The 26,760-nt window shown below is 65.4% G+C and carries 26 protein-coding genes; 19 read left to right on the top strand and 7 right to left on the bottom strand.

Annotated elements, in window-relative coordinates; genetic code table 11:
- Positions 1–8 precede the first annotated feature (8 nt).
- From AC3WJU_RS13945 to AC3WJU_RS13975, 7 genes are read left to right on the top strand one after another with little or no spacing between them, the layout of a single operon-like run.
- Positions 9–1,616, top strand: coding sequence for a carboxyl transferase domain-containing protein (locus AC3WJU_RS13945; protein ID WP_284989372.1), 1,608 nt, complete (start codon positions 9–11; stop codon positions 1,614–1,616).
- Between the two features lie 4 nt (positions 1,617–1,620).
- Positions 1,621–3,714: an acetyl/propionyl/methylcrotonyl-CoA carboxylase subunit alpha gene (locus AC3WJU_RS13950; RefSeq protein WP_492260119.1), complete on the top strand. Its 2,094-nt coding sequence runs from the start codon at positions 1,621–1,623 to the stop codon at positions 3,712–3,714.
- Positions 3,715–3,716: 2 nt separating this feature from the next.
- On the top strand, positions 3,717–4,880 hold the full coding sequence (locus AC3WJU_RS13955; protein ID WP_234753077.1) for an acyl-CoA dehydrogenase family protein: 1,164 nt from the start codon (positions 3,717–3,719) through the stop codon (positions 4,878–4,880).
- Positions 4,881–4,899: 19 nt separating this feature from the next.
- Complete coding sequence (locus AC3WJU_RS13960; RefSeq protein WP_284989370.1) at positions 4,900–5,667, top strand: CoA transferase subunit A; 768 nt, start codon at positions 4,900–4,902, stop codon at positions 5,665–5,667.
- Positions 5,668–5,669: 2 nt separating this feature from the next.
- Positions 5,670–6,422: a CoA transferase subunit B gene (locus tag AC3WJU_RS13965; protein WP_492260120.1), complete on the top strand. Its 753-nt coding sequence runs from the start codon at positions 5,670–5,672 to the stop codon at positions 6,420–6,422.
- Positions 6,419–6,937, top strand: coding sequence for a MaoC family dehydratase (locus tag AC3WJU_RS13970; RefSeq protein ID WP_059387831.1), 519 nt, complete (start codon positions 6,419–6,421; stop codon positions 6,935–6,937). The genes AC3WJU_RS13965 and AC3WJU_RS13970 overlap by 4 nt, the downstream gene beginning before the upstream one ends.
- Entirely contained in the window at positions 6,934–7,770 is an 837-nt protein-coding gene (locus AC3WJU_RS13975) for an HpcH/HpaI aldolase/citrate lyase family protein (RefSeq protein WP_284989368.1), read from the top strand. Before AC3WJU_RS13970 ends, AC3WJU_RS13975 begins: the two co-directional genes overlap by 4 nt.
- A gap of 15 nt (positions 7,771–7,785) precedes the next feature.
- On the opposite strand, the gene AC3WJU_RS13980 is transcribed toward AC3WJU_RS13975, so the two are convergent.
- Positions 7,786–9,252: a lipase maturation factor family protein gene (locus tag AC3WJU_RS13980; RefSeq protein WP_492260121.1), complete on the bottom strand. Its 1,467-nt coding sequence runs from the start codon at positions 9,250–9,252 to the stop codon at positions 7,786–7,788.
- Positions 9,253–9,290: 38 nt separating this feature from the next.
- Between AC3WJU_RS13980 and dxr the strand changes: the two genes are divergently transcribed.
- Genes dxr through AC3WJU_RS14005 form a run of 5 tightly spaced genes read left to right on the top strand, consistent with a single transcriptional unit; the run spans position 9,291 to position 14,227 of the window.
- Positions 9,291–10,475, top strand: coding sequence for a 1-deoxy-D-xylulose-5-phosphate reductoisomerase (dxr, locus tag AC3WJU_RS13985; protein WP_332603275.1), 1,185 nt, complete (start codon positions 9,291–9,293; stop codon positions 10,473–10,475).
- A gap of 17 nt (positions 10,476–10,492) precedes the next feature.
- Positions 10,493–11,824 (top strand): M50 family metallopeptidase, encoded by a 1,332-nt coding sequence (locus AC3WJU_RS13990; protein ID WP_059387828.1) that lies wholly within the window; start codon positions 10,493–10,495, stop codon positions 11,822–11,824.
- Between the two features lie 32 nt (positions 11,825–11,856).
- The gene (locus AC3WJU_RS13995; RefSeq protein WP_284989364.1) at positions 11,857–12,150 is read left to right on the top strand and encodes a YciI family protein; all 294 of its coding nucleotides are present in this window, start codon (positions 11,857–11,859) and stop codon (positions 12,148–12,150) included.
- Between the two features lie 60 nt (positions 12,151–12,210).
- A complete protein-coding gene (gene ispG, locus AC3WJU_RS14000) occupies positions 12,211–13,377 on the top strand; it encodes a flavodoxin-dependent (E)-4-hydroxy-3-methylbut-2-enyl-diphosphate synthase (RefSeq protein WP_013600504.1) in 1,167 nt (388 codons plus the stop codon).
- The gene (locus AC3WJU_RS14005) at positions 13,340–14,227 is read left to right on the top strand and encodes a GNAT family N-acetyltransferase (protein WP_284989397.1); all 888 of its coding nucleotides are present in this window, start codon (positions 13,340–13,342) and stop codon (positions 14,225–14,227) included. Before ispG ends, AC3WJU_RS14005 begins: the two co-directional genes overlap by 38 nt.
- Positions 14,228–14,293: 66 nt before the next feature.
- On the opposite strand, the gene AC3WJU_RS14010 is transcribed toward AC3WJU_RS14005, so the two are convergent.
- The 3 genes from AC3WJU_RS14010 to AC3WJU_RS14020 are packed head-to-tail and all read right to left on the bottom strand — an operon-like array spanning position 14,294 to position 16,424.
- A complete protein-coding gene (locus AC3WJU_RS14010; protein WP_307053516.1) occupies positions 14,294–14,911 on the bottom strand; it encodes a TetR/AcrR family transcriptional regulator in 618 nt (205 codons plus the stop codon).
- On the bottom strand, positions 14,908–15,651 hold the full coding sequence (locus tag AC3WJU_RS14015; protein ID WP_307053541.1) for an ABC transporter permease: 744 nt from the start codon (positions 15,649–15,651) through the stop codon (positions 14,908–14,910). Before AC3WJU_RS14015 ends, AC3WJU_RS14010 begins: the two co-directional genes overlap by 4 nt.
- A gap of 11 nt (positions 15,652–15,662) precedes the next feature.
- Positions 15,663–16,424, bottom strand: coding sequence for an ABC transporter ATP-binding protein (locus tag AC3WJU_RS14020; RefSeq protein WP_492260126.1), 762 nt, complete (start codon positions 16,422–16,424; stop codon positions 15,663–15,665).
- Positions 16,425–17,024: 600 nt separating this feature from the next.
- Between AC3WJU_RS14020 and AC3WJU_RS14025 the strand changes: the two genes are divergently transcribed.
- From AC3WJU_RS14025 to AC3WJU_RS14035, 3 genes are read left to right on the top strand one after another with little or no spacing between them, the layout of a single operon-like run.
- Positions 17,025–18,836: a proline--tRNA ligase gene (locus AC3WJU_RS14025; RefSeq protein WP_441433206.1), complete on the top strand. Its 1,812-nt coding sequence runs from the start codon at positions 17,025–17,027 to the stop codon at positions 18,834–18,836.
- The gene (locus tag AC3WJU_RS14030) at positions 18,833–19,630 is read left to right on the top strand and encodes a sulfite exporter TauE/SafE family protein (protein ID WP_441433207.1); all 798 of its coding nucleotides are present in this window, start codon (positions 18,833–18,835) and stop codon (positions 19,628–19,630) included. Before AC3WJU_RS14025 ends, AC3WJU_RS14030 begins: the two co-directional genes overlap by 4 nt.
- Positions 19,631–19,686: 56 nt before the next feature.
- Entirely contained in the window at positions 19,687–21,072 is a 1,386-nt protein-coding gene (locus AC3WJU_RS14035; protein ID WP_492260122.1) for a pyridoxal phosphate-dependent decarboxylase family protein, read from the top strand.
- A gap of 39 nt (positions 21,073–21,111) precedes the next feature.
- Here the strand turns inward: AC3WJU_RS14035 and AC3WJU_RS14040 are convergent, their stop codons facing one another.
- The 3 genes from AC3WJU_RS14040 to AC3WJU_RS14050 are packed head-to-tail and all read right to left on the bottom strand — an operon-like array spanning position 21,112 to position 23,954.
- Complete coding sequence (locus AC3WJU_RS14040; RefSeq protein ID WP_284989359.1) at positions 21,112–22,134, bottom strand: aminoglycoside phosphotransferase family protein; 1,023 nt, start codon at positions 22,132–22,134, stop codon at positions 21,112–21,114.
- A 35-nt stretch (positions 22,135–22,169) separates the two neighbouring features.
- The gene (locus tag AC3WJU_RS14045) at positions 22,170–22,898 is read right to left on the bottom strand and encodes a VIT1/CCC1 transporter family protein (RefSeq protein ID WP_234753091.1); all 729 of its coding nucleotides are present in this window, start codon (positions 22,896–22,898) and stop codon (positions 22,170–22,172) included.
- 51 nt (positions 22,899–22,949) lie between these two features.
- Positions 22,950–23,954, bottom strand: coding sequence for a DUF4439 domain-containing protein (locus AC3WJU_RS14050; protein ID WP_492260123.1), 1,005 nt, complete (start codon positions 23,952–23,954; stop codon positions 22,950–22,952).
- Between the two features lie 166 nt (positions 23,955–24,120).
- Between AC3WJU_RS14050 and rimP the strand changes: the two genes are divergently transcribed.
- From rimP to AC3WJU_RS14070, 4 genes are all read left to right on the top strand, one after another.
- A complete protein-coding gene (gene rimP / locus AC3WJU_RS14055) occupies positions 24,121–24,744 on the top strand; it encodes a ribosome maturation factor RimP (protein ID WP_059387824.1) in 624 nt (207 codons plus the stop codon).
- On the top strand, positions 24,744–25,724 hold the full coding sequence (gene nusA / locus AC3WJU_RS14060; protein ID WP_059387823.1) for a transcription termination factor NusA: 981 nt from the start codon (positions 24,744–24,746) through the stop codon (positions 25,722–25,724). Before rimP ends, nusA begins: the two co-directional genes overlap by 1 nt.
- Positions 25,725–25,947: 223 nt before the next feature.
- Positions 25,948–26,289, top strand: coding sequence for a YlxR family protein (locus AC3WJU_RS14065; protein WP_059387822.1), 342 nt, complete (start codon positions 25,948–25,950; stop codon positions 26,287–26,289).
- A gap of 152 nt (positions 26,290–26,441) precedes the next feature.
- A partial coding sequence (locus AC3WJU_RS14070; protein ID WP_492260124.1) for a translation initiation factor IF-2 N-terminal domain-containing protein occupies positions 26,442–26,760 on the top strand: 319 nt, incomplete at its 3' end.

The raw sequence follows: 26,760 nt of genomic DNA on the forward strand, positions 1-26,760 counted from the left end.
CACAGTCGATGGAGACACTCGCCAGCCAGCTGGATACCAGCAGCGATCAGTTCGCGGCCAACGCGGAAGCGCAGCTGTCCCTGGTTTACGAGCTGAAGAAGCGCCTTGCCGTGGCCGCCCTGGGTGGCCCGGAGAAGTCGCGCGAGCGGCACATCTCCCGGGGCAAGCTGTTGCCGCGCGAGCGCATCAACTACTTGCTGGACGAGGGAAGCCCGTTCCTTGAGATCGCCCCGCTGGCGGCCAACGGGATGTACAACGACGACTCCCCGGGTGCCGGAGTGATCGCGGGGATCGGCTTGGTCCATGGCCGCCAGGTGATGGTGGTGTCCAACGACGCCACGGTCAAGGGCGGAACGTATTACCCGATGACGGTGAAGAAGCATCTCCGGGCGCAGGAAATCGCGCTGGAGAACAGGCTGCCGTGCGTCTACCTCGTGGACTCCGGGGGAGCGTTCCTGCCCAAGCAGGACGAGGTGTTCCCGGACAAGGAGCACTTTGGCCGGATCTTCTTCAACCAGGCGAGGATGTCAGCGGCGAAGATCCCGCAGATCGCCTCGGTCATGGGGTCCTGCACGGCCGGTGGCGCTTACGTTCCCGCCATGAGCGACGAAACCGTCATTGTCCGCAACCAGGGCACCATTTTCCTGGGCGGACCGCCCCTCGTGAAGGCCGCCATCGGTGAAATCGTCACCGCGGAGGAACTCGGCGGCGGCGACGTGCACTCGCGGATTTCCGGTGTGACGGACCACCTCGCCGAAAACGACGAGCACGCACTGCAGATCGTCCGCGACATCGTCTCCACCCTGCCCAAGCCTGAGGCCCCTGCCTGGGACGTGGACACCGCCGTCGAGCCCGTGGTGGACCCGGGCGAGATCTATGGTGCCGTTCCAACGGACGTCAACGCCCAGTACGATGTCCGGGAAGTCATCGCCCGGCTCGTGGACGGCTCGAGGTTCCACGAGTTCAAGAAGAACTACGGCACCACCTTGGTGACGGGGTTCGCGAAGCTGCACGGCCACCCTGTGGGCATCGTGGCGAACAACGGTGTGTTGTTCAGCGAGTCCTCCCTCAAGGGCGCGCACTTCATCGAGTTGTGCGACCAGCGCGGCATCCCCTTGGTTTTCCTGCAGAACCTCTCCGGCTTCATGGTCGGCAAGGACGTCGAGCAGGGCGGCATCGCCAAGAACGGCGCCAAGATGGTCACCGCCGTCGCCACCGCCCGCGTGCCCAAGCTGACGGTGGTGATCGGCGGTTCCTTCGGTGCCGGAAACTACTCGATGTGCGGCCGCGCCTACTCGCCGCGCTTCCTCTGGATGTGGCCGGCGTCCCGGATCTCGGTGATGGGCGGGAACCAGGCCTCGAGCGTGCTGGCAACCGTCAAGCGTGACCAGTACGAGGCCCGCGGCGAGGAATGGTCCGCCGAGGACGAGGAAGCCTTCAAGGCCCCCATCAGGCAGCAATACGAGGACCAAGGCAGTCCCTACTACTCCACCGCCCGGCTCTGGGACGACGGCATCATCGACCCCGCTGACACCCGGCGCGTCCTGGGCATGGCCTTGGATACCGTCTCCCGCCAACCCCTGCCGGAAACCTCCTTCGGCCTCTTCCGGATGTGACCCCATGACCATCAACTCCTTCGAAACCGTCCTTGTCGCCAACCGCGGCGAGATCGCCTGCCGCGTCATCCGCACCCTCAAGGCCATGGGCATCCGTTCCGTTGCGGTCTATTCAGACGCCGACGCCGGGGCCCGCCACGTGCACGAAGCAGACACGGCCGTCCGGATCGGCACAGCCGCGGCGGCGGACAGCTACCTGCGGATCGACGCCATCATCGAGGCCTGCCTGCAAAGCGGTGCCCAGGCGGTCCACCCGGGGTATGGATTCCTGGCCGAAAACGTTGAGTTTGCCAAGGCCCTGGACGCGGCAGGCATCGCGTTCATCGGCCCCGGCATTGACGCCATCGAGATCATGGGCGACAAGATCCGCTCCAAGAACCATGTCATGTCGTACGGCGTCCCCTGCGTCCCGGGTATCGCCGAACCGGGATTGAGCGACGAGGCGCTCATCGAGGCGGCGCCCGGCGTCGGCTTCCCCCTGCTCATCAAGCCCTCGGCTGGTGGCGGTGGCAAGGGCATGCACATCGTGGAGCGGCTCGAGGATATGGCGGCAACGCTGCTCACGGCCCGACGGGTGGCGGCGAGCGCCTTCGGCGACGACACCCTGTTCCTGGAACGTCTTATCCAGTCGCCCCGGCACATCGAAGTCCAGGTCCTCGCCGACAACCACGGCAACGTGATCCACCTCGGCGAGCGCGAATGTTCCCTGCAGCGCCGCCACCAGAAGGTCATCGAGGAAGCACCGTCCCCCCTGCTGGAGTCCCTCGCGAATGGGGCCGAGGTCCGGGCGCGGATCGGTGAGGCCGCCTGCCAGGCTGCCCGAAGCGTCAGGTACAGCGGTGCCGGTACGGTGGAGTTCCTCGTCTCGGACCAGGATCCGGAGCACTTCTTCTTCATGGAGATGAACACCCGCCTCCAGGTGGAGCACCCTGTCACGGAAATGGTGACGGGCGTCGACCTTGTCGAATGGCAAGTGCGCATCGCCGCAGGTGAGGTCCTCACGGTGGCGCAGTCCGACGTCGTGCTTGAGGGCCACGCGGTAGAGGCGCGAGTCTACGCGGAGGTACCCGAACGCGGGTTCATGCCATCCATCGGCGAGATCATGATGCTCCGGGAACGGGCAAGCAACGATCCGCACGTCCGCGTCGATTCGGCCATGCTGACGGGCCTGTCCGTCAGCGGGGACTACGACCCCATGCTCGCGAAGGTCATAGCCTGGGGCCCGGACCGCAAAGCGGCGCTGGACACCCTTGACCACGCGCTGGGGGACTACACGCTGCTGGGCGTGCACACGAACGTCGAGTACTTGCGGCTCCTGGTCAACGACGACGACGTCCGCGCCGGCCGCCTCGACACCGGCTTGATCGAGCGCAAACTTGACGGGATGGAATTCCGCCAAGTGTCCGACGTCGAGTTGGTTGCCGCCGCGATGCTGAACCGCTCGGAACTGGCAACGGCCGGAACGGCAGCACCCTGGAACACCGCCGACGGCTGGCGCGTCGGCGCGCCCGCACCGTGGAAGACCACAGTCGGACGCCCCGACGGCGGACTGGCCACCGTGGGGCTGACGGTGGACGGGCAGGGCTTCACGGCGCGCGTGGACAGCGGCGCCGAGCACTCTGCCTCCCTGCGGCCGGGATCCGCGGGACATGCGGTGCTGGTGCTCGACGGCGTCGAGCACCCTTTCGCGCACGGCTCACCATCTTCGGGGCTTGGGACACGCGAACTCTGGCTGGGCAGCGACGGCTGGTCCTGCCGGCTGGAGATCCTGGACCGCGAAGCCCGGCTCCAACGAATCCTCGCGGGCATCCAGCGCGAAGAAGGCGCCGCGGATCCCGAAGTCCGGTCTCCCATGCCGGGAACCGTCGTCTCCGTTTCGGTGCACAACGGCGACCACGTGGAAGCGGGCGACGTCCTCCTCGCGGTGGAGGCCATGAAGATGGAACACCAGCTCGTGGCCTCTGTGTCCGGCACCGTGCACCTCAGCAGCAAGACCGGGGACCTCGTCAAGGCTGACCAAGTCCTCGCCACCATCCACGTGGCGGCAGAACCCGCGCCCGAAGTCTCAGCAGAAAACCAGAAAGACGAGGAAGTCTAGCCATGGCAAGTTTTGAACTCACCGAGGAATACCAGGACCTGAGCGACTCCGTCCGGGAATTCGCCGACGAGGTAGTGGCGCCGGTGTCCACGAAGCACGACGAGGAACACAGCTTCCCGTACGAGGTAGTCAAGCAGATGGGTGAGATGGGCCTTTTCGGCCTGCCCTTCCCTGAAGAGTTCGGCGGAATGGGCGGGGACTACTTCGCCCTGGCGCTCGCGCTGGAACAGCTGGGCCGGGTGGACCAGTCCGTGGCCATCACCCTCGAGGCGGGTGTCTCGCTCGGCGCCATGCCCGTGTACCGCTTCGGCACCCAGGAGCAAAAGGAACACTGGCTGCCCCAGCTGACCTCGGCCGAAGCGCTCGCAGGCTTCGGTCTGACCGAGCCGGAAGCCGGCTCGGACGCCGGTGGCACCAAGACGAATGCGCACCTCGAGGACGGCCGCTGGGTCATCAACGGCAACAAGGAATTCATCACCAACTCCGGGACCGACATCACCCGGCTCGTCACCGTCACCGCCGTCACCGGGCAGCACGAACGCAAGGACGGGAGCATCAAGAAGGAAATCTCCACCATCCTGGTCCCCACGGACACACCCGGTTTCACCGCCGAAAAGGCCTACAACAAGGTGGGCTGGAACGCCTCCGACACCCACCCGCTGACACTGAACAACGTGCGGGTTCCCGAAGAGAACCTGCTCGGTGTCCGGGGACGGGGCTACGCCAACTTCCTGTCCATCCTGGACGAAGGCCGCATCGCCATCGCCGCGCTTGCCACCGGCGCGGCCCAGGGCTGCGTCGACTTGTCCGTGAAATATGCCAAGGAACGCGTGGCCTTCGGACAGAACATCGGCAAGTACCAGGCCATCCAGTTCAAGATTGCCCGCATGCAGGCACGGGCCCACACAGCCCGCCTGGCCTACTACGATGCGGCCGCGAGGATGCTGGCCGGCAAGCCGTTCAAGACCGAAGCGGCCATCGCTAAGATGGTCGCAGGCGAGGCAGCCATGGACAACGCACGGGACGCCACCCAGGTGTTCGGTGGCTATGGCTTCATCAACGAATTCACGGTGGCACGGCACTACCGCGACTCCAAGATCCTGGAAGTCGGGGAAGGCACCACCGAGGTCCAGTTGATGCTCATCGCCCGCGAGCTGGGCCTTTAACCGTCAGGGAAGGTAAACGATGATCGACAAAGTTGTTGCCAGCGCCGCGGAAGCGGTGAAGGACATCCACGACGGTGCCTCTCTCGCCGTCGGTGGGTTCGGCCTGTGCGGTATCCCGGTGGCGCTGATCGATGCGCTCCACCATCAAGGCACCAAGGACCTTGAAACAGTCAGCAACAACTGCGGCGTGGACGACTGGGGCCTGGGCATCCTGCTGAAGGACGGACGGATCCGCCGGACCATCAGTTCCTATGTTGGTGAGAACAAGGAGTTCGCGCGGCAGTACCTCGCCGGTGAACTCGAGGTGGTCCTCACCCCGCAAGGTACCCTCGCCGAGAAACTGCGCGCCGGCGGGGCCGGAATCCCCGCGTTCTTCACGGCGGCCGGCGTCGGGACGCAGGTTTCGGAAGGCGGTCTGCCGCAAAAGTACGACGCCGACGGCAACGTGGCGATCGCATCCTCACCTAAGGAAGTGCGCACCTTCAACGGGGCGGACTATGTCCTGGAGGAATCCCTGACACCCGATTTCGGACTGGTCCACGCCTGGAAGGGGGACCGTCACGGGAACCTCGTCTTCCACGCGACGGCTATGAACTTCAATCCACTGTGTGCCATGGCGGCCCGGATCACCATCGCCGAGGTCGAAGAGCTTGTGGAACCCGGCGAACTCGATCCGCAACATATCCACACCCCGGGCATCTTCGTCCAGCGGGTCGTGGTTGCACCGGACACGGAGAAACGCATCGAAAAGCGGACCGTCGCGTTGACCCGGCAGGCAGGAGCGTAGCCATGGAATCGAACATCACCCAGGATGTGCCGCCGCGTCCCGAGGCCGTCAGGCACGAGTACCGCCGCGCCGGCGCCGAGCACCACGAGGGCAAGGGCTGGACGCGGAACGAACTCGCTGCCCGGGTAGCCCGTGAACTCACCAACGGGCAATACGTCAACCTCGGGATCGGCATGCCCACCCTGATCCCCAACTACATCCCCGAGGGCGTCGAGGTGATCCTGCATTCCGAGAACGGGATACTGGGCGTCGGCCCCTACCCGGCCGAGGACGCGGTGGACCCGGACCTGATCAACGCCGGCAAGGAAACGGTCACAGTCAACGCGGGCGCCGCGTTCTTTGACTCGGCTACCTCGTTCGGCATGATCCGCGGGGGCCATGTGGATGTCGCCGTGCTGGGAGCCATGGAGGTCGCGGCCAACGGGGACCTGGCCAATTGGATGATTCCCGGCAAAATGGTCAAGGGCATGGGCGGCGCCATGGACCTGGTCTTCGGCGCCAAGCGGGTGATCGTGATGATGGAGCACGTGGACCGCAACGGCAAGCCCAAGATCGTCAAGGATTGCTCGTTGCCCGTTACGGGGAAAGGCTGCGTGGATCGGATCATCACCGACCTCGCCGTGATCGACGTCGTCTCCGAAGGCGGGGCATCGAGGCTCGTCCTGCGCGAGTTGGCACCGAATGTCTCGGCCGAGGACGTGGCCGCGGCGACCGGCGTCGAGCTCTTCGAAGAGGACCAGGAGCTGACTGTATGACGGCGGACGCTGAACCCCGCGTGGTCGAGCAGCGGGGGATGTACTTCGACGAACTCGAGGAAGGCGTTGTGTACGCCCACCGGCCCGGGCGGACCGTCACCGAAACGGACAACGTCCTGTTCACCACTTTGACCATGAACACCCAGGCCCTCCACCTGGACGCGGCGTGGAGCGCCAAACAGCCCTTCGGGCAGAGGCTCATGAACTCGATGTTCACGCTGTCCACCATGGTGGGACAGTCCGTCACCCAGCTGACCCAGGGCACCATCATTGCCCAACTGGGCCTCACGGACGTCTCATTCCCGCACCCCCTCTACCACGGCGACACCCTCTACACGGAGACGGTCATCATCGGGAAACGGGAGTCGTCGTCGCGTCCCGGGCAAGGCGTGGTGACCATGAAACATACCGGCCGCAACCAGGACGGCACTGTGGTGGCGCTGGCGACGCGGGCCTGCCTCATGTGGAGCCGGACAGCGCATCTGGAGGCGCAACAGGGGACAATCAATACATGACCTTCACCATGGGCCCCGCTTTGCTTTTCTGCCCCGCCGACCGGCCGGAACGGTTCCAAAAGGCCGCTGAGCGTTCCGACGCCGTCATCGTGGACCTCGAGGATGCTGTCGCGCCTGCAGATAAGAAGCGGGCCCGGGGCGCGATCCTCGCCCAGCTCGGCTCAGGCGGCGAGACCGCCGAACTCGACCCCAGCCGCACGATTGTGCGCGTCAATCCGGTGGGCACCCCGGACTTCGAGAAGGATCTGCACTGCCTGGCGCATACTCCTTACCGCACCATCATGCTGGCCAAGGCCGAGACCGCCGAACAGTTGAAAGCACTCGACGGATACCACGTCATCGCCCTGTGCGAGACGGCCAAGGGAATCGTCAACGCGGCTGAGATCGCCCAGGCTCCCAACGTCGTCGGGCTCATGTGGGGCGCCGAGGATTTGATCGCCTCGATGGGCGGCACCTCCAGCCGCAAGGACGATGGCGGCTACCGAGCCGTCGCAACGCACTCCCGGTCCACCGTGCTGCTGGCGGCCAAAGCCGCAGGCAAGGAGGCCATCGACTCGGTCTACGTCGACATTCCCGATCTTGCGGGGCTGGCCGTGGAATCCGCCGACGCCGTGGCCAGCGGATTCGGTGCCAAGGCCTGCATCCACCCGAACCAGGTAGCCGTTGTCCGCGAAGCGTATGCACCGTCGCCCGAAGCCGTCGCAGTGGCGAGGGAACTGCTTGACGCTGCGGCTGCGGCCGGAACCGGTGTGTTCCAGCACAAGGGCAAAATGGTGGACGGTCCCATCCTGAAACACGCCGAATCCACGCTGCGCAGGGCCCGGCTTTCCTGATGGGTCGCCTCGGGTCTATTGACCGCGCCGTCGTGGCTTCGGCAGCGACAACGGGGCGATGACCTCGTAGAGCTCCATCCGGATCCAGCGCTGACCCGTTTCCCGGAACTCGGCCCTCGTGGCGAAGCGGTACAGGAAGCTGCGGGCCCGCACCCAACGCGGCCGGTCGCCGTCGAACGGGTCCTGGCGCAACAAGCGCAAGGTGGGCGGATCGGCGTCGAGCAGCTTGCCCAGGAACGCGTAGAACCATTCCTCGTGCACAGTGCGCAAGGGCAGGAACCACATCAGCCAGTCGAGGCGCAAGTGGTAGGGCGCCCATTGCCGGGGGAGCCGGCGGACGTCGCCGGGCTTGCCCTTGAAGCCGTATTCGCGCCAATCTGCCTCGTCGACGGGAACGTCTGCCTGGGTGCCTTCCACCACGATTTCCACGCGGTGCCGCGTCACCGTGCCGAACGCCCCGTACGTGTTGACCAACTGCCATCGGTTGAAGCTCGCGTTCATGAGCTGCCCGCGCGAGAGCAGGTTGCGGATGGGCCAATAGCTGAGCACCAGGAGGAGCACCGTCACCGCGAGCACGACGGCGAGCCACCACACCGGGGTCTGCGGAACCGCCGCTGCCGGGTTGGTCCGTTGCGGGATGAAAGGCAGCACAGCGTGGGCAACCGGGTCGCTCACCGCAGCGAAGGCGAGCACGATCGCGGACCAATTGAGCCACGCGAAGTTTCCGCTCCCCACCAGCCAAAGCTGCGTGAAGACCACAATTCCTGCGGCGATGGTGGCCAGCGGCTGCGGGGCGAACAGGAAGAACGGCACCACCAGCTGGGCGAAGTGGTTGCCGAGCACCTCCATGCGGTGCATCGCTTTGGGCAGGAGATGCGCCTGGCGGCTCAACGGTCCGGGCATGGGCTGGGTTTCGTGGTGGTAGTACAGGGCGGTTAAATCACGCCACTCGCTTCCGCCATGGATCTTGATCATGCCGGCGCCGAATTCCAGCCTGAAGAGCAACCACACGAGCAGGACGAGGATGGTCCTGGGCGGGGGGACCTGGTCCGAACCGAGGAAGCCGACGGTGAAGCCCATTTCCAGCAGCAGCATCTCCCAACCGAAGCCGTAGAAGGTCTGGCCGACGTTGACGATCGACATGTAGAGCAACCACAAGGCCAGGAACGCGGCCAAGGGAAGCCACGGCGGGCCAAGCTGCGGCAGCCCGCCCACGAGTGTCAGGGACACGGCAAGTCCTGCGGCGCACACGGCGCGGAGCAACGTGTCCGAGTACTTCCAGCGGAACAGGCTGGGCCTGCGCAAGACCCTGTGGCCGTCCACATACCTCGGGACAGGCAGGAGCCCATGTTCGCCAAGGAGTGCGGGAAACTGGTTGAGGCTGGACAGGAACGCGATGAAATAGAGCGCGGCCGTGCCGCGCTGGAGCACCTGCCGGGCGAATTCATAGTCCGGCGCCTCGAACCACGAGACCCAGTCCACAAACCAACGCTACGCCTGGGGTGCGGGATACTTAAGCAATGCAGCCGCGCAAGATCATCCTCCTCGGGTCCACTGGTTCAATCGGCACTCAAGCGATTGACGTCGTCGACGCCGCCCCCCACCTGTTTGAGGTCGTGGCGCTGAGCGCGGGTGGCGGGAACCTGGAACTCATCGCGCAGCAGGCAGTCCACACCAAGGCACAGGCAGTCGGCATCGCCTACGGCGACGCCCACGAACTCCACAGACTCATCGGCGCTGCCGCCTCCGCCGCCGGACTCCGGAACTACGATCCGGCGATCATCACGGGGCCGGATGCGTCCACCAAGATTGCCGCGATCGAAGCGGACGTCGTACTCAACGGCATCACGGGGTCCATCGGGCTGGCGCCCACGCTGGCAGCACTCAAGTCGGGCGCCATCCTGGCCTTGGCGAACAAGGAATCCCTCATCGTGGGCGGTGCCCTGGTGAAGGCCGCTGCCGCCGTTGACCAGATCGTGCCCGTGGATTCCGAGCACTCGGCCATCGCCCAATGCCTCCGCGCAGGAACCGACAAAGAGGTTGGGAAACTCATCCTGACGGCGTCCGGCGGACCTTTCCGGGGCCGCAGCCGGGAGCAACTCCGCAACGTCACCCCGGCCGAGGCCCTTGCGCACCCCACGTGGGACATGGGCCTCATGGTCACCACCAACTCGGCCAGCCTCGTCAACAAAGGCCTGGAGGTCATCGAAGCGCACCTGCTGTTCGACGTCCCGTTGGACAGGATCGACGTTGTGGTGCACCCGCAATCCGTAGTGCACTCGATGGTGGAGTTCGTGGACGGCTCCATCATTGCCCAGGCCTCTCCGCCGGACATGCGACTGCCCATTGCCCTCGGCCTCGGGTGGCCGGACCGCGTGCCCGGCGCCGCCAAGGCCTGCGACTGGACCAAGGCCACCAGTTGGACGTTCGAGCCCCTCGACTCGGTGGCTTTCCCGGCCGTGGAACTGGCCAAGGACGCCGCGAAGCAGGGGAGCACGTTTCCAGCGGTCTTCAACGCGGCCAACGAGGAAGCGGTGGAAGCCTTCCACGCCGGGAGGATCCGCTTCACCGACATCGTGGACACGGTGGAGTCCGTCCTCAGCGAACATTCAGGATCCTTGGAGCTGACGGTGGACTCGGTGTTGGATGCTGAGAGGTGGGCACGCACGCGCACCCACGATCGTTTAGCCAACAGCACCCTTTAGGAAGCAGTACTTAAGGCATGAATCCCGTCATTCTGTTCATTCTCGGAGTCGTCTTCGTCGCGATCGGCGTGGCCGTCTCCATTGCGCTGCACGAGGTGGGGCACTTGCTTCCCGCCAAGCTCTTCAAGGTGCGCGTCACGAAGTACATGATCGGGTTCGGTCCTACCCTGTGGTCCACTCGGAGAGGCGAGACCGAATACGGCGTCAAAGCGATCCCGCTGGGAGGCTACGTCGCCATGATCGGCATGTACCCGCCCAACAAGGAGGATGGCAGCGTCAGGCCGTCCAGCACCGGCATGTTCCAGACACTCGCCACCGAAGCCCGGTCCGCGGCGCACGAGGAAGTGGGCCCCGGCGACGAGAACAGGGTCTTCTACAGGCTGCCGGTCTGGAAAAAGGTCATCATTATGCTGGGTGGGCCGGCCATGAACCTGCTCATCGGCCTGGTGCTGACAGCGGTGCTGCTCATGGGCTTCGGAGTGTCCACCGCCACCACCACCATCGCCGAGGTGTCAAAGTGCCAAGTCAAGGCCGGCGAAACCGTCGATCCAAACTCGCCGAACTGCCAACTGACCCCGGCCGCGGTGGCCAAGCTCCAGCCGAACGACGTTGTCACCAGCTTTGACGGCAAGCCTGTGACGAGCTGGGCCGAGATGAGCGGCTGGATCCGGGCATCCGCCGGCAAGTCCGTGCAAATCACCGTGGACCGTGGCGGCAAGAGCGTCACCACGCAGGTTACCCCGGTGCTGTCCGCACGCCCCGTCATCGCCGACAACGGCCAGCAGGCCAAGGGCTCGGACGGCAAGCCGCTGTACGAGGAGGTCGGGTTCCTCGGCATCGGTGCGCAAACCGCCATGGTGCCCCAACCGGCGTCGACCGTTCTTCCGATGGCCGGAGAGAACATCAAGCAGATCGCCGGAGTCATCCTCAACCTCCCCGCCAGGGTAGTCGGAGTAGCACAAGCGGCTTTCGGCTCCGAACCGCGCGATCCCAATGGCCCCATCAGCGTCGTCGGCGTCGGCCGGGTGGCCGGTGAAGTGGCTGCAATGGATCAGGTTCCGCTGCAATCGCGCGTCAGCGCCCTCGTGGGGCTCCTCGCCGGACTGAACTTCGCCCTCGCCGTCTTCAACCTGGTTCCGCTCCTGCCGCTCGACGGCGGACACGTGGCGGGCGCGCTCTACGAGGGAGCCCGGCGTCGAATCGCCAAGCTGTTCGGCAAACCGGATCCCGGCGCTTTCGACATCGCCAAGCTCCTGCCGCTCACCTACGTCGTGGCGAGCGTCCTCATGGCCATGAGCGCGCTGCTGATCTACGCGGACATCGTCAAGCCCGTCAACCTCTTCGGCTGATCCGGATTGGGCTGGGGGGATAGGCTATCCATATGACTGTTTTCGCTGTTGAGTACGTTTACGACGCCGAGTCCGCCGAGGTGCGCGACGCGAACCGCCCCGCCCACCGCGCCTGGCTCGCCAGCCTCGCCGAGCAGGGAACCCTGCTGGCGAGCGGCCCTTACACCGACGGAGCGGGTGCGCTACTCCTGCTCGAGGCCGCCGACGAGGCCGAGCTGAACGCCACGCTGAAGGAGGATCCGTTCGCCGCCGTCCGGGGGATTGCAGGCATCCGGACGTCGGAGTGGAACCCCGTCATCGGAATGCTCTCCGCCCACGCTTCCTAGCAGCATGACCGGCCGGGTTCCCGGCCCTACGATCCACCCATTTCAACCCAAGGAGTCCACGTGACCTCGGTCAGCCTGGGAATGCCGTCAGCCCCGCCCCCCGTTCTCGCGCCCCGCCGCAAGACCCGCCAGATCAAGGTGGGTTCGGTCGGCGTCGGCTCCGATTCACCCATCAGCGTGCAATCGATGACCACCACCCCCACCACGGACATCAACGCCACCCTGCAGCAGATCGCCGAGCTGACGGCGTCCGGCTGCGACATCGTGCGTGTCGCTTGCCCCTCCGCGGACGACGCCGAGGCACTGCCGATCATCGCCCGCAAGTCCCAGATTCCCGTGATCGCGGACATCCACTTCCAGCCGAAGTATGTCTTCGCCGCGATCGAGGCCGGTTGCGCTGCGGTGCGCGTCAATCCGGGCAACATCCGCAAGTTCGATGACCAAGTGAAGGAAATCGCGGCGGCAGCTCGCGATCACGGTACGTCCATCCGGATCGGCGTCAACGCCGGGTCCCTGGAGCCCGGCATCCTGAAGAAGTACGGCAAGGCCACCCCGGAGGCCCTCGTCGAGTCCGCTGTGTGGGAAGCGTCGTTGTTCGAGGAACATGGCTTCCACGATTTCAAGATCTCCGTCAAGCACAACGATCCCGTCATCATGGTGGCGGCCTACGAGATGCTTGCCGAAAAGGGCGACTGGCCCCTGCACCTCGGCGTGACAGAGGCCGGGCCCGCCTTCCAGGGCACCATCAAGTCCGCGACGGCCTTCGGAGCGCTCCTGTCCAGGGGTATCGGCGACACCATCCGCGTGTCCCTCTCCGCCCCGCCTGTCGAGGAAATCAAGGTCGGCAACCAGATCCTGCAGTCCCTCAACCTGCGCCCCCGCAAGCTCGAAATCGTCTCCTGCCCTTCATGCGGACGCGCCCAGGTGGACGTCTACACGCTGGCTGAGCAGGTCACGGCCGGGCTTGAGGGAATGGAGATTCCGTTGCGCGTCGCCGTCATGGGTTGCGTGGTGAACGGCCCGGGCGAGGCACGTGAAGCCGATCTCGGTGTGGCCTCCGGAAACGGCAAGGGCCAGATCTTCGTGAAGGGCGAAGTCATTAAGACTGTCCCCGAGAGCCAGATTGTTGAGACACTGATCGAAGAGGCCATGCGTATCGCCGAAGAGATGGGGGAGGCCGATGGCGAAGATGCTGTCAAGGGTAGCCCCGTGGTTAGCGTCTCGTAGCGAGACAGCCGCCGATGGGATTTCCGTCCGGGTGCTCGGCGCTGCCGACACCCGGGCCCTTCGCGTGCTCGCGATGGAAGACCCTGTAGCGAACGTCTTCATTCTGGCGCATCTCGATTCGTCGGGGAGCGCCGCACCCACGTCCGGTGGGGCGAGCGTCTTTGGAGTGTTCGACGGCGATGCCCTGGTGGGTGCCTGCTGGGCCGGCGCCAATCTGGTTCCGGTGCAGCTGGACCCCGGGCTGGCTTCCCGCGTTGCGGCGGTTGCACACCGGGCAGGACGCCGGTACGCCTCGATCTTCGGGCCGGCGGAGACCGTACTGGCGCTGCATTCCCGCTTGGAGCAGCTGGGCCATTTCGCCCACGAGGTACGTGCCGACCAGCCACTTCTGGCCATCTCGGGGCCACCCGCCATCGAAGCCAATCCGCAGCTCGGCTTCGGAAACATCGCGGATTTCGACCGTATCCTGCCCGCGTGCGCAGCCATGTTCGAAGAGGAAGTGGGGTATTCTCCCTTCCTCGGGAGCGAGGACTTCTACAGCCGCCGGGTGGCCGGACTGATCCGGCAAGGCCATTCCCTGGTGCACATCGACGCCGGCGGGAAAGTGAAGTTCAAAGCCGAACTCGGGGCGGTCACCGCGCAGGCCACCCAAGTGCAGGGCGTCTGGATGAACCCCGAGTTCCGCGGCCAAGGACTCAGTGCCGGGTACATGGCGGGAGTGGTTGTCCTGGCCCAGCAGTTCGCGCCGATCACCAGCCTTTACGTCAACGAGTACAACACCAGGGCGCGCGCCACGTACGAGCGGGTCGGGTTCAAACGCCTGGGAACCTTCGCCACGGTGCTGTACTGATCAACCCAACCCAACTAACTCGCAATAGATGTCGTTTTGAGGGCTCATAACGACGTCTAATGCGAGTCAGTTGGGAGGGGTGAGCGCGCCGGTGAGGTAGTGCTGGACGTTCGGGGCCACGAGCCGCACTACCTCGTCCTGGGAGGCCGAAGCCAGGGGCTCCAGCCTGACCACGTAGCGCATCAGCATGAGCCCCACCACCTGCGTGGCAACGAGGGTGCCGCGCATCTTCGCTTCCTCAGGGGAACCGGGAAGACCTGCTGTAATCCTGGACAGGATGGTCCTCGCCACCATCTCCCGCAGCAAGGCGGTCTTGGCCTTGGAGCCGATCGTTCCCCTGACAAACGCGACAAGCCCGTGTTGTGCCGGGCTTTCCCACAGACGCAACACGGCACGGACGATTGCTTCGGAGCGCTGTGCCGGGGCCAACGATTCGACGCCGGCCAGGACCTCGTCGGGATCAGCCGGGAGTTCGATGCTCTGGGCGAAGAGTTCGTCCTTGCCCTTGAAGAAGTGGTGGACCATGGCCGGGTCCATCTCTGCTTCGCGGGCCACTTGCCGCAGGCTCGTGCCGTCGAAGCCGTGTTCGGCGAAGAGCCGGCGCGCTGTAGCGAGGATCAGCTCGCGGGAGTCGCTCCCGCCGCTGCGGCGTCCCCGCCGCAGTGGAGGCACGCCGCCGCTCATGAGGTCCGCCGTCGGAGGGTGAACGAAGCCAGGACCAAGACCCCCACAACGATCGCCGCCATGACCCCGGCATCCTGCCACATGGCCTGCGTCGCCTCGGTGTTGTCGGCGATCTGCTGGAGCGCATCGACCGAAAACGTCAACGGCAGCACATTGGAAATGCCCTCCAAGAGGCTGTTCATGTGGTCCCTGGCCACGAAGAGTCCGCACAAGAGGATCTGCGGTATCACCACCACCGGCATGAATTGCACCGCCTGGAATTCGGTCCTCGCAAAGGCCGAGCACAACAGGCCGAGCGCAACACCGAGTACTGCGTTGATGACGGCAATCATCACGACGTAACCGGGACCGCCCTTGATATCCAGATTGAAGATCCAGTAGGCCACAGCGGTTGCGACAAGGGACTGCAGGGCCGCCATGATAGAGAACGCCAACGCGTAGCCGAACAGGAGATCGGCTTTGTGGATGGGCGTCGTCAGGAGCCGTTCCAACGTCCCCGACGTCCTTTCGCGCAACATAGTGATCGACGTGACCAGGAACATCACCACAAACGGGAAAATGGCCAGCATCATGAGTCCCACGCGGTCAAAGGTCCGGGGGAATCCGGGAGGCAGGGTTTCGTTCTCGAACAGATAGTAGACGCCCGTGAGCAGCAGGGCCGGAACCACCATGATGAGCGCGACGCTCCGGTGGTCGTGCCGCAGTTGTTCCAGGACCCGCCTGGTGGTGGCAAACATCATCCGTGGATTCATCACGCCACCTGGCTTTCATTGGCACTCCGGTGGCTCGAAGCGGCGCCCGCTTCCTGGATGATGTGCAGAAAGGCCTGTTCCAGGTCGTTGCTGTGTCCCCGCTCGCTCAGTTCCGCCGGACTGAGCTGCGCCAGCAGCAATCCATCGCGGAGCAGGAGCAACGAGGAACAGTGCGAGGCCTCCTCCATGACATGGCTGGACACCAGCAAGGTGGTGCCCGCTTTGGCCAAGGCGGCGAACCGTTCCCACAGCTCGGCACGCAGTACCGGATCCAAGCCAACCGTCGGTTCGTCGAGGACCAGCAGCTTCGGATGCGAGACGAGCGCGCAGGCCAGCGAGACCCGGCTGAATTCACCGCCGGAAAGGTCTGCCGTCTTCCGCCGTGCCAGTGATTCGAGCCCGACGGCGGCAATCGCCTCCGCGGTGTCGGCCGCCGAGACGCCGTGCATGGCTCCGAAATACCTCACGTTCGCCTCGACGTTGAGGTCCGTGTAGACGCTCGGTGCCTGGGTGACGTATCCGACGTCGTGCCGCAATGACGGAGTACCTGCCGGACGGCCCAATACGTCCACGCTGCCGGCTGTCAGCCGCTGGACGCCGACGATGCAGCGCATGAGGGTTGTCTTGCCGCTCCCCGAGGGTCCAAGCAGGCCCGTGATCCGTCCGGGTTCCATGGCGAAGTCCACGCCACGGAGAATCTTCTTGCGGCCGCGCGTGACGTGCAGGCCCTCCACCGTGACCGCAGGGGACGCAGGGGACATGCCTGGTGCAGGACTTCCCGCTGGACTGTGGGACATCGCGGCCTCCGATTTATTCATCAGGTGATGAATAAAAGGTAAATCCGATACACAAGCGCGTCAACTGTGAGCTTCGGGGACGGATCTGCAACGCGGGGTCACTTACGGCCCATGTCGGACCTCCGGATGGGCGCTAACTGACCCCGCGTTGTTCGTTGCCAGAATTGATTAGTCCAAGCCCTTGAAAAAAGTGTCCACCATCACATAAATTCAGAACCAGCCGTGTCGCTGGGGCGCGGACGGTTTCAGAGAGGAAACACAAAACCAAATGGCTGTAGGCGTTGATCTTTCGAAGGCATTCGACGAGTCCGACTAAGCCTCCAGGACAACGCCCGCGGCCGACCAGCCGCTGAGCCACGCCATGGCAGGATGACCAGCCGCCCGGCGGCCAGGGGCTTCCTCGCACCATGGCGTGGCTCATGTTCGTTCGGGGCGGCTTTGCTTTCCGAAGAACCCGGGGAAGGAATCCGGGGGGACGGCCCCGGCAGGTTCCCCGGCCGCAAGCCGGTAGATTGGTACACAGTAGTTTTTGCCAGCTCTTGCCATAGAAACGGATTCTGACCCGTGGTCCTTCGCCTCTCCCAGCTGTTCCTGCGCACCTTGCGTGAAGATCCCGTCGACGCCGAAGTCGCAAGCCACAGACTCCTGGTCCGTGCGGGCTATATCCGCCGTGCCGCACCGGGCATCTACACGTGGCTGCCTTTGGGATTGAGCGTCCTGCGCAAGGTCGAGCAGATCATCCGCGAGGAAATGGCCGCCATCGGCGCCCAGGAAGTCCACTTCCCGGCACTGCTGCCCCGCGAACCGTACGAGGCGACCAACCGCTGGACCGAATACGGCGAAGGGCTGTTCCGCCTCCAGGACCGCAAGGGTGCCGATTACCTCCTCGCCCCCACGCACGAGGAAATGTTCACCCTCCTGGTCAAGGACCTGTACTCCTCGTACAAGGACCTGCCGCTGAGCCTGTACCAGATCCAGAACAAGTACCGCGACGAAGCACGCCCCCGGGCAGGCCTCCTCCGCGGCCGCGAATTCATCATGAAGGATTCCTACTCGTTCGACGTCGACGACGCCGGCCTGGACGCGAGCTACGCGGCCCACCGTGCCGCGTACCTGAAAATCTTCGAGCGACTTGGCCTTGAGGTCATCCCCGTTGCCGCCACGGCAGGCGCCATGGGTGGATCCAAGAGCGAGGAGTTCCTGCACCCCACCGAGATCGGCGAGGACACCTTCGTGCGCTCGGCGGGCGGCTATGCCGCCAACGTCGAAGCCGTGACCACCGTGGCCCCGGCCGAGATCGACTTCAGCAACGCGCCTCCCGCACGCGTCCTGGACACCCCGGACACGCCCACGATCGACACCCTCGTGACGGCTGCCAACCAGCTCGCCGCGCGCAGCGATTCCGACGGCGGCGCCTGGACTGCCGCCGACACCCTCAAGAACGTGGTCCTCGCCGTCACGCTGCCCACGGGCGAACGCCAGATCGTGGTCATCGGCGTTCCCGGTGACCGCGCCGTGGACCTCAAGCGCGTCGAAGCCAACATCGGTTCATTCCTGCCCATTGCCGGCGAAATCGGGCTCGAAGCGGCGAACGAGGACGACCTCAAGAAGATTCCTGAACTCGTCAAGGGCTACATCGGCCCCGGACTTGTCCTCGGCGAGGCCGTTCTCGGGCTCGAAGGAACGTCCAAGTTGCTCTTCCTTGTCGACCCCCGGGTTGTCTCGGGTACCAGCTGGGTTACCGGGGCGAACGAAGACGGAAAGCACGTGTTCGGTCTCGTAGCCGGGCGCGACTTCGCCTGGGATGGCGTCATCGAATGCACCGAGGTCCGCGCGGGAGACGAAGCCCCGGACGGCTCCGGCCCCTTGGAGACTGCCCGCGGCATCGAAATGGGACACATCTTCCAGCTCGGCCGCAAATATGCCGAGGCCCTCGACCTGAAGGTCCTTGACCAGAACGGCAAGCAGGTTGTGGTCACCATGGGCTCCTACGGTGTCGGCGTGACACGTGCCGTGGCCGCCCTGGCCGAGGCCAACAACGACGACCGGGGCTTGATCTGGCCGCGCTCCGTGGCCCCCGCGGACGTCCACGTGGTCGCCGTCGGACGTGGCGAGGAAATTTTCGCGGCGGCCGAGAAGCTCTCCGCCGAACTCGAGGCCGCCGGCCTCGACGTGATCTACGACGACCGCCCCAAGGTTTCCCCCGGCGTGAAGTTCGGCGACGCCGAGCTCGTGGGCGTCCCCACCATCGTGGCGGTGGGCCGTGGCTTGGTGGACGGCGTTGTGGAGATCAAGGACCGTCGCACCGGCCAGGCAGAGAACGTGGCAGTCGAGAAGGCTGCCGACTACGTGGTCAACGCCGTACGCCAGAAGTGATCTCCGGCTTCGAGTCGGTCCAGCTCACCACGCTCGTCATGATCGTGGTGGCTGGATTCGCGGCCGGTTGGATCGATGCCGTGGTGGGCGGCGGGGGACTGATCCAGCTCCCCGCCTTGCTCCTGGTTCCGGGGATCACCCCGGTCCAGGCGCTGGCCACCAACAAGATGGGCTCTATTTTCGGGACGACAACTAGCGCTGTCACCTACTACCGCCGGGTTGGCCCTGACCTCAAGACGGCCATACCCATGGCGGTGATTGCCCTCGCGGGCAGTTTCGGCGGAGCCGTCCTGGCGGCCAACCTTCCCGCGAGCGTCTTCAAACCCATCATCGTGGTGGCCCTCATCGCCGTCGCGCTCTTCACTGCGCTGCGGCCCAATGCAGGCGAGCTGACCGCGCTGCGTCATGACGGCCACACGCACTACGTGGTGGCCTGCGCCATAGGCGGCGTGATCGGGTTCTACGACGGCCTGATAGGTCCTGGTACAGGCTCCTTCCTGGTGATCGCCCTCGTCTCCGCGATGGGCTATGCCTTCCTTGAGGCCAGCGCCAAGGCGAAGATCGTCAATATGGCCACGAACGCCGGTGCCCTGTTGTTCTTCCTGCCGCACGGATCACTGCTGTGGGGCGTCGGCGCCGTGCTGGGCTTGTCCAACATGGCCGGCGGCTACCTGGGCGCCCGGACAGCCGTGAAACAGGGCAGCGGGTTTGTGCGGATTGTGTTCCTGATCGTGGTCGGCGCGTTGATCGTCAAACTCGGCGTGGACGTCTGGAACGACTACTTCGCCACGTAGCGCCCCGGACGTCGCAAGCGATGGCCGCAGGGAAGCCCCGGGCGTAGCATGCACTCATGTGGGTCGATTCCGGCGACTATGAGCAGGCACTGGAACGTGCATGGGAGCATACGCGTGAGTGGTTGAGGGCCTTGCCCGGGCGGCCGGTACGGCCAAGCACCACGGCTGACGACGTCGCGGCAGTCTTCGGTGGACCGTTGCCGGCCAGCGGACTGGACGCGGCCTCGGTCATTGATTTCCTTGCCGAACATGCAGAGCCCGGGCTCATGGCCATGCAATCGGGGCGTTTCTTCGGTTGGGTCATCGGCGGCACGGTGCCGGCAGGCATGGCTGCGGACTGGATGGTTTCCGCATGGGACCAGAACTCCGGACTGCGTTTTGCCACACCCGCCACTGCCGGGATCGAAGAGGCGGCAGGGCAATGGCTCCTTGAGCTGCTCGGCCTACCTGTTGGCTCCGACGTCGGATTCGCGACCGGCGCAAGCATGGCCAACTTCACGGCGCTCGCGGCGGCCCGATGGCGCCAGCTGGCCGCCGTCGGCTGGGATGTCAACGCCGGGGGACTCCAGGGCGCGCCGAAACTCCGTGTCCTCGTCGGGGCCGAGCGCCACGAGAGCCTGGACATGGCCTTGCGCTTCCTGGGCTTCGGGGCCCCGGAGGTTGTTGCGGCGGACCATCAAGGAAGGATTGACCCAGCCGCGCTTCGGACTGCGTTGGAGTCCGGTTCCGGTCCGGCAATCGTGTGCCTCCAGGCCGGGAACCTGCATTCCGGAGCCTTCGATCCTTTCCGCGAGGCGATTTCCGCTGCCAAGGATCATGGCGCGTGGGTCCATGTTGACGGGGCTTTCGGGCTGTGGGCAGCCGCTGTGCCGGGACTGCGGCATCTGGTGGAGGGCGTCGGATTGGCCGATTCGTGGGGAACCGATGCCCACAAGACCCTCAATGTGCCGTACGACGCCGGGATCGTGGTGGTACGTGACGTTGCTGCCCTGCGATCCGCCATCGGCATGCACGCCGAATACTTGATGCAGGATGACCACGGCCCCGGCGACCCCATGGAGAAGGTACCCGAGCTTTCCCGACGGGCCAGGGGAGTGCCGGTATGGGCGGCCTTGCGTTCCCTGGGTGGGGATGGCGTGCGGGAGCTTGTCGCCGGGCGCGCCGAGTGTGCCGCGGAACTGGCCAGGCGGCTTGCCGAGGTGCCCGGCGTCGAGGTCCTCAACGATGTGGTGTTCACGCAGTTGTCGCTGGCCTTCGGTTCCGACGAGAGGACGCGTGCCGTGACGGACTTCATCATGGCCGACGGGAGGGTCTGGATGTCCGGTTCACGCTGGCAGGGCAGGGATATCCTGCGAGTCTCGGTGACCAACTGGTCCACGGACTCGGCAGACCTGGATATCGCGGTGCAGGCCATCAAGGATGCTCTGGCGGCCACCGCCTAAGCGCGGCGCCTGAACGGTACGGCCTCCGGCGCCCTGAAGCTAGCTCGAGGCGGCCAGTCCAGGTTCGGGCAGGTCGTGTGCGGCGGGCAGGCCGTCCAAGGGACGTCCTGCGAGGGTGCTGGCCACCCACAAGGAGCGTGCAAGGTCGCCCTCATGCCGTGGCTTTCGGGCATACCACAGGGCGTTTTCGACCTCGCGAACCAGGCTCCATTCGCGGGCCGCTTCGCCGTCCAGGCCGGCCGCGCGGCTGAAATCCGCGCAACGCTCCAGGAGCGCAACCTCTGGGGCCGTCGTGGAGAGGTCGCGGATACGGTTCCACAAGATCGGGGCGACGGCGAACTCCGCCTCACCGATCTTTGGTTGCGGATCGATCGCCACGTATGCGCGCCTTCCGGCGGCCCGGGCGCCATTGAGGTGGGGGAGGATGTTCATGAAATGCAGGTCGCAATGGACCAGGACGTCCCTGCCCGCCCGCCGTCCGACAGCGCCCCGGGTCTGGCACACCTCCAATGCGGCTTCCAGGAGCCATCGGGGGAAGGGCTGGCCAAGGTGCTCCCAGTCCGCCGGCAACTCATCGCTCCAGCGCTCGGCACGTGCCGCTATATGCTCAAACTCTTTCCACTCGGGCCGCTCGTCGGGTTCGATGCTGAGTTCCTTCACGAGCGATCCCCACACGTCGCGGGCTTCGTCCATCGGGGCGCCCTGTAGCCAACTGACGGCGTCGAGCCGCTCCAGGAGCATCGCGCAGGACGCGGCATCGGCGTCGAGCATCCTGACTGCCCCGGTGCCGCCCCACAGGGCCAGCGCGTGCCGTTCAACGAGGGCCTCCTCGTGCGGGAACGCTATCTTGAGCACCGAACGGGCGCCGTTGTAGAGGACCGGAATGACGATGCCGCCGTGGCCATTCCAAGGTTGCCCGCCGGGTTCCAGGTCAACGGACAGCCGCCAGCGTTCCAAGCTGGCATTGATCAGTCCGGGCAACCCTGAGAGCCACGCCCGCCCCTCCGCTGTGCGGGAGTAGCGTGCCTGGAGGTCGCCAGGGATCGAAACGAAGGTAGACATCACTGTCAGCCTACCCAAGCCGGTCCGGGGATGGTTCAGACCACTCCGGAGGAGCCCAGGAGGCTTCCGATGAAGAACGTCGCAGCAAGCGCAAGGGCTCCGCCGATGACGACCCGCACGGCGGCGCGGGTCTTCGAGCTGCCGCCGATCCACGCCCCGATCGCTCCCGTGATGGCCAAGGCGAGCAGCACGGAAATGAAGGTCAGCGGTACACGCAGTCCCGGAGGCGGGAGCAGGATCGCGAGCATCGGCAGTACCGCGCCGAGGGTGAAGGCAATGGCGGACGCGAAGGCCGCATGCCAAGGGCTCACGATGTCGTCCTCGTCGATGTTCAATTCGGCGGAAAGGTGGGCCGCCAAGGCGTCATGCTCCGTCAACTCCGCGGCCACTTTCCGCGCTGTTTCAGGCCGCAGTCCCTTGGCCTCATAGATCGCAGTCAATTCCGCGAGCTCTTCTTCGGGTTCCTCGGCGAGCTCCCGGCGTTCCTTCTCGATGAGGGCCTTTTGGCTGTCACTTTGGCTGCTGACGGAGACGTACTCGCCGAGTGCCATGGACACCGCGCCGCCCACGAGTCCGGCGGCTCCGGCAGTGAGTATCGCGCCGGTGTTCGTGGTGGCGCCGGCGACACCCACCACGATGGCGGCGACGGAGACGATTCCGTCATTGGCGCCAAGGACGCCTGCCCGGAGCCAGTTGAGCCGGTGGGCGAGGTCGTTGGCGTGTGGTTCGTTCTCGTGCAGGGCTGCAGTTTCGATGGAAGCCATGGTACAAGCCAAGCACTTGGAATCTGCTGCCGCCAGCAAAGAAAGGCTTTCCTATGGACCCGGAGTGCTGCTCGGCAGCGGGGGCAGCGCCTTGCCGTCGACCGCAAGGCCGGCGAAGGGACCAACCGGGGTTCCCCAGGCCTGGCTGCGTTTGGCGGCGTCCACGAGCCCGTCGATCGCCCATTGGCGCGTCTCGCCCTCCGACAACGCGACGAGGTCGGCGTAGGCAGTCAGCGAGCTGGACTCCATGCTCCCGAGCGCCAGCCCGGGTTTGGCGGCGAAAGTCGCAGGCAGGCGATAGCCGGCTTCCCGCGGGGGCGTGGCGATGCAGTGCAGCCGGCCCTGGGCCTCCGCTCCGCGGAGCAGCTCCTGGTGGCGCGCCAACCACGTGCTTGCCGTCGCCGACGCCTTCGCGTCCAGCTTGGTCAGGGCCACTTGGTATGCATAGATCGCCTCCTGTTCCGAGCTGACGACGGCGGCAAGGGCTCCGGGCAGATCGGCCTGGGTGGGCGCCGTTCCGGGTGTCGGCGCCGTCGTCGAGGTGCCCGTTGAGGCAGGGCAGCTCGGCGGCGGTGCCGGGGCGGCACTCGCCCCGGGCGGGGTCGCTGGTAGCGGCAAGCCCCAGTTCGTGGCAAGCCGCGATGACTCAAGCAGCTGGGCGGTCCCGACGGCGGCAAGCAGCCGGGCCATGCCGCCGTCGGCATTCGCGGCGTCCGCCAAGCGACGGGAAGCGCTCGCGGAGAGCGCGGAGACGAAGCCAGCCCGCGTTGGGCGGTCCTGCGTGGCACGGAGGCTGGGGGTAGCCGTGGGAGTGCTCGACGCCGGTGGGCCGGAAGGTTGCAGCAGCGCCTGTGCCTGGCTTGTCAGCAACATCACAGTGTCGGTGCTCTCCAGGAGCGATGCGCTGCCCAGGAGCGTCTCGGTCGAAGCGAGCGCTTCGGAACGGGCAGTTTCGGAAAACGGCACCGCCTGGGGCTTTCCAACGTCCCGCGGGACAAGCACGGCGCCGACTCCGAGGACGAGGACTGCGAGGAAGGCCAGCAGGAGGGTCCTCATCCAGCGATGGCTCCGTGGTTTCTCAACAGTCTCGTGGTTCACAACAGACTATGGTGTCACGCCCGCAGGCAACTTGCGTCCCCGCGGAGGGACCCCGTGCACCACGCCGCCGCAAATGTCGTTAAGCTAGTAGTCACAACATCATCTATCGGGAGGCGGCTGGCCAGTGAGTCATTCGGAAGCCACGACTTCAACAGACCAGGCTGGAACGGATCCGACGAGTCCAGCACAACACGAGGTCCGCAACCCCGAGGAGAGCAGGCTGAAGGCCCTTCTGGAGCCTGCCGTCCTGGCGAGCCGGCTCTATCTTGAGGATGTTGCCATCCACGTTGCCGGTTCGCACCGGGTAGTCCACGTGGTCATCGACCTGCCCCAGGAGGAAACCGGCGGCGTCAGCCTGGACGTCATCGCGGAAATCTCCAGGGCGCTCTCGGACATCCTGGACAACGATCCCCGCACCGACGGCCGCCCCTACGACCTTGAGGTCTCCTCGCCCGGCGTCGGGCGCCCCCTCACGGAGCCCCGCCACTGGCACCGGGCCCGCGGACGCATGGTCAAGGTCAACGTGATCCAAGGAGAGAACCTGACGGGCCGCATCCAGTCCGTCGACGACGACGGCGTCACGCTGGTTCCCGAGCAAGAGGTCAAGAAGGGCATGAAGCCCAAGCAGGGCGAACCCGTGAAGATTCCTTTCGACAGGATCCGCCAAGGAAAAGTCGAGATAGAGTTCAGCCACCTCAACGAGGCCGTGCTGGAAGACGAGTACAACGGACCTTCCGAGGAGGCCTAATGGATATTGACATGAGTGCGCTGAGACTCCTGGAGCGTGAGCGTGAAATCCCGCTGGACCTCCTGATTCCCACCATTGAGCAGGCGCTCCTGGTGGCATACCACAAGACGCCGGGCGCCTTCGAGAAGGCCCGTGCGGAGCTGGACCGCAAGAGCGGGCACGTGACCATTTGGGCCACGGAAATCGACGACGACGGCGAAGCCATCGGCGAGTTCGAGGACACTCCTGCCGGATTCGGCCGCATTGCGGCGAGCACCGCGCGGCAAATCATCCTGCAGCGCCTGCGCGACGTCGAGGACGACAACGTCCTCGGCGAATTCAAGGGCCGTGAAGGCGAACTCGTCGCCGGCCTGATCCAGCAGGGCAACAACCCGCACATGATCCAGGTGAACCTCGGTTCCGTGGAAGCACTGTTGCCGCCGCCCGAGCAGGTGCCGGGGGAGAAGTACACCCACGGCAACCGCCTGCGTGCGTTTGTGGTGGACGTCCACCGCGGCGCCAAGGGACCCTCCATCACGCTGTCGCGTTCACACCCGGGCCTTGTACGGAAGCTTTTCGAACTGGAGGTCCCGGAGATCGCGGACCGATCCGTCGAGATCGTGGCATTGGCACGCGAGGCCGGACACCGGACCAAGATGGCCGTCAAAGCCAACACCCCGGGCATCAACGCCAAGGGTGCCTGCATTGGTGAAATGGGTTCCCGCGTCCGCGCGGTCATGACCGAACTCAATGACGAAAAGATCGACATCGTCGACTTCAGCGACGATCCGGCGACCTTCATCGCCAACTCCCTTTCGCCGTCGCGCGTGAATTCCGTCACTATCACGGACGAAGCCACGCGTTCGGCCCGCGTGGTTGTTCCCGACTACCAGCTCTCCCTCGCCATCGGCAAGGAAGGCCAGAACGCCCGCCTCGCAGCCAAGCTGACCGGCTGGCGGATCGACATCGTCTCTGACGCCACTCCGGCCAAGGGCAACTAAATAGACCAAACGGTGCCCGGCCCCGGATCCCCGCAGCTTGTGGATTCGGTGGCCGGGCACTCGGGGGCTTAGAATGGATGGAACCGGGCCTATGCCCGGTATCCGTGCGCTTTGGCGTGCTCGCGGCTTGTGGGGCAATAATCCCGGCAAGTCGAGGGTGGGCGCCGAGCCAAGCAGAACCGCAGAAGACAGGCAAAGACACTGAGGCAGGTTGATACACCCAGTGACTGAACTGCTTCACACCAGGCACCAGCCTGTGCGCACCTGCATCGGATGCCGGAAACAAGGCAAGCGGAGCGAGTTGATCCGGCTTGTCGCCGAAGGCGGCGGGTCACCCGTCGTCCTGGTGGATGAACGACGCCGGATGGCTGGCCGGGGTGCGTGGCTGCACCCCAGCACCACATGCCTGACGCTGGCAAGCAAACGGCGTGCTTTCGCTAGGGCCCTCGCGGGCGCAAGTGAAGTCACCGCCGTCGAACGCTACCTGGCGGCAGTCATACCCCCTGCGGACACCCACGTGAAAGCAGGAAAACCGTCCAAACCTGAAAGCGGGTCAGAAAACTGATGGAAACCCGATGAGTTCCCAGCGATGAGTGCGCAACGATGACAACTTTGTTGCGCTCTGCACAGGGCCTATCCGCCGCGTTAGCGGCAGGGGCCCGCAGTAAGAATTAGACGGTTCGTGCCTGGCTCGGTGCGGACCGAGACAGGAGAAATGTGGCCAAGGTCCGCGTACATGAGCTCGCCAAAGAGCTCGGTATTACTTCCAAAGATGCAGTGACAAAACTGCAGGAATTGGGCGAATTCGTTCGCTCCGCCTCTTCGACAATTGAGGCACCGGTCGTGAAGAAGCTTCGCGACGCCTATCCGGGCGCCGGCGCTGCGAAGGCCGCTGCCCCGGCAGCACCTCGCGTTGCAGCCCCCGCGGCACCCGCTGCCCCTGCTGCACCGGCAGCATCCCGCCCGGCTCCGGGCCCCGCTGCGCCCAAGGCTCCGGTTCCAGCCCCCAAGGCTGAGACCCCCGCCCCCGCGGCGC

It is taken from the genome of Arthrobacter sp. FW306-1B-F12A, from assembly GCF_058781865.1.

What these genes read in the sequence shown, in the direction of transcription:
- AC3WJU_RS13945 (WP_284989372.1), top strand. Translation starts at nt 9, where the DNA reads ATGGAGACACTCGCCAGCCAGCTGGATACCAGCAGCGATCAGTTCGCG.
- AC3WJU_RS13950 (WP_492260119.1), top strand. Translation starts at nt 1,621, where the DNA reads ATGACCATCAACTCCTTCGAAACCGTCCTTGTCGCCAACCGCGGCGAG.
- AC3WJU_RS13955 (WP_234753077.1), top strand. Translation starts at nt 3,717, where the DNA reads ATGGCAAGTTTTGAACTCACCGAGGAATACCAGGACCTGAGCGACTCC.
- AC3WJU_RS13960 (WP_284989370.1), top strand. Translation starts at nt 4,900, where the DNA reads ATGATCGACAAAGTTGTTGCCAGCGCCGCGGAAGCGGTGAAGGACATC.
- AC3WJU_RS13965 (WP_492260120.1), top strand. Translation starts at nt 5,670, where the DNA reads ATGGAATCGAACATCACCCAGGATGTGCCGCCGCGTCCCGAGGCCGTC.
- AC3WJU_RS13970 (WP_059387831.1), top strand. Translation starts at nt 6,419, where the DNA reads ATGACGGCGGACGCTGAACCCCGCGTGGTCGAGCAGCGGGGGATGTAC.
- AC3WJU_RS13975 (WP_284989368.1), top strand. Translation starts at nt 6,934, where the DNA reads ATGACCTTCACCATGGGCCCCGCTTTGCTTTTCTGCCCCGCCGACCGG.
- dxr (WP_332603275.1), top strand. Translation starts at nt 9,291, where the DNA reads ATGCAGCCGCGCAAGATCATCCTCCTCGGGTCCACTGGTTCAATCGGC.
- AC3WJU_RS13990 (WP_059387828.1), top strand. Translation starts at nt 10,493, where the DNA reads ATGAATCCCGTCATTCTGTTCATTCTCGGAGTCGTCTTCGTCGCGATC.
- AC3WJU_RS13995 (WP_284989364.1), top strand. Translation starts at nt 11,857, where the DNA reads ATGACTGTTTTCGCTGTTGAGTACGTTTACGACGCCGAGTCCGCCGAG.
- AC3WJU_RS14005 (WP_284989397.1), top strand. Translation starts at nt 13,340, where the DNA reads ATGCTGTCAAGGGTAGCCCCGTGGTTAGCGTCTCGTAGCGAGACAGCC.
- AC3WJU_RS14010 (WP_307053516.1), bottom strand. Translation starts at nt 14,911, where the DNA reads ATGAGCGGCGGCGTGCCTCCACTGCGGCGGGGACGCCGCAGCGGCGGG.
- AC3WJU_RS14015 (WP_307053541.1), bottom strand. Translation starts at nt 15,651, where the DNA reads ATGATGTTTGCCACCACCAGGCGGGTCCTGGAACAACTGCGGCACGAC.
- AC3WJU_RS14020 (WP_492260126.1), bottom strand. Translation starts at nt 16,424, where the DNA reads ATGTCCCCTGCGTCCCCTGCGGTCACGGTGGAGGGCCTGCACGTCACG.
- AC3WJU_RS14035 (WP_492260122.1), top strand. Translation starts at nt 19,687, where the DNA reads ATGTGGGTCGATTCCGGCGACTATGAGCAGGCACTGGAACGTGCATGG.
- AC3WJU_RS14040 (WP_284989359.1), bottom strand. Translation starts at nt 22,134, where the DNA reads ATGTCTACCTTCGTTTCGATCCCTGGCGACCTCCAGGCACGCTACTCC.
- AC3WJU_RS14045 (WP_234753091.1), bottom strand. Translation starts at nt 22,898, where the DNA reads ATGGCTTCCATCGAAACTGCAGCCCTGCACGAGAACGAACCACACGCC.
- AC3WJU_RS14050 (WP_492260123.1), bottom strand. Translation starts at nt 23,954, where the DNA reads ATGAGGACCCTCCTGCTGGCCTTCCTCGCAGTCCTCGTCCTCGGAGTC.
- nusA (WP_059387823.1), top strand. Translation starts at nt 24,744, where the DNA reads ATGGATATTGACATGAGTGCGCTGAGACTCCTGGAGCGTGAGCGTGAA.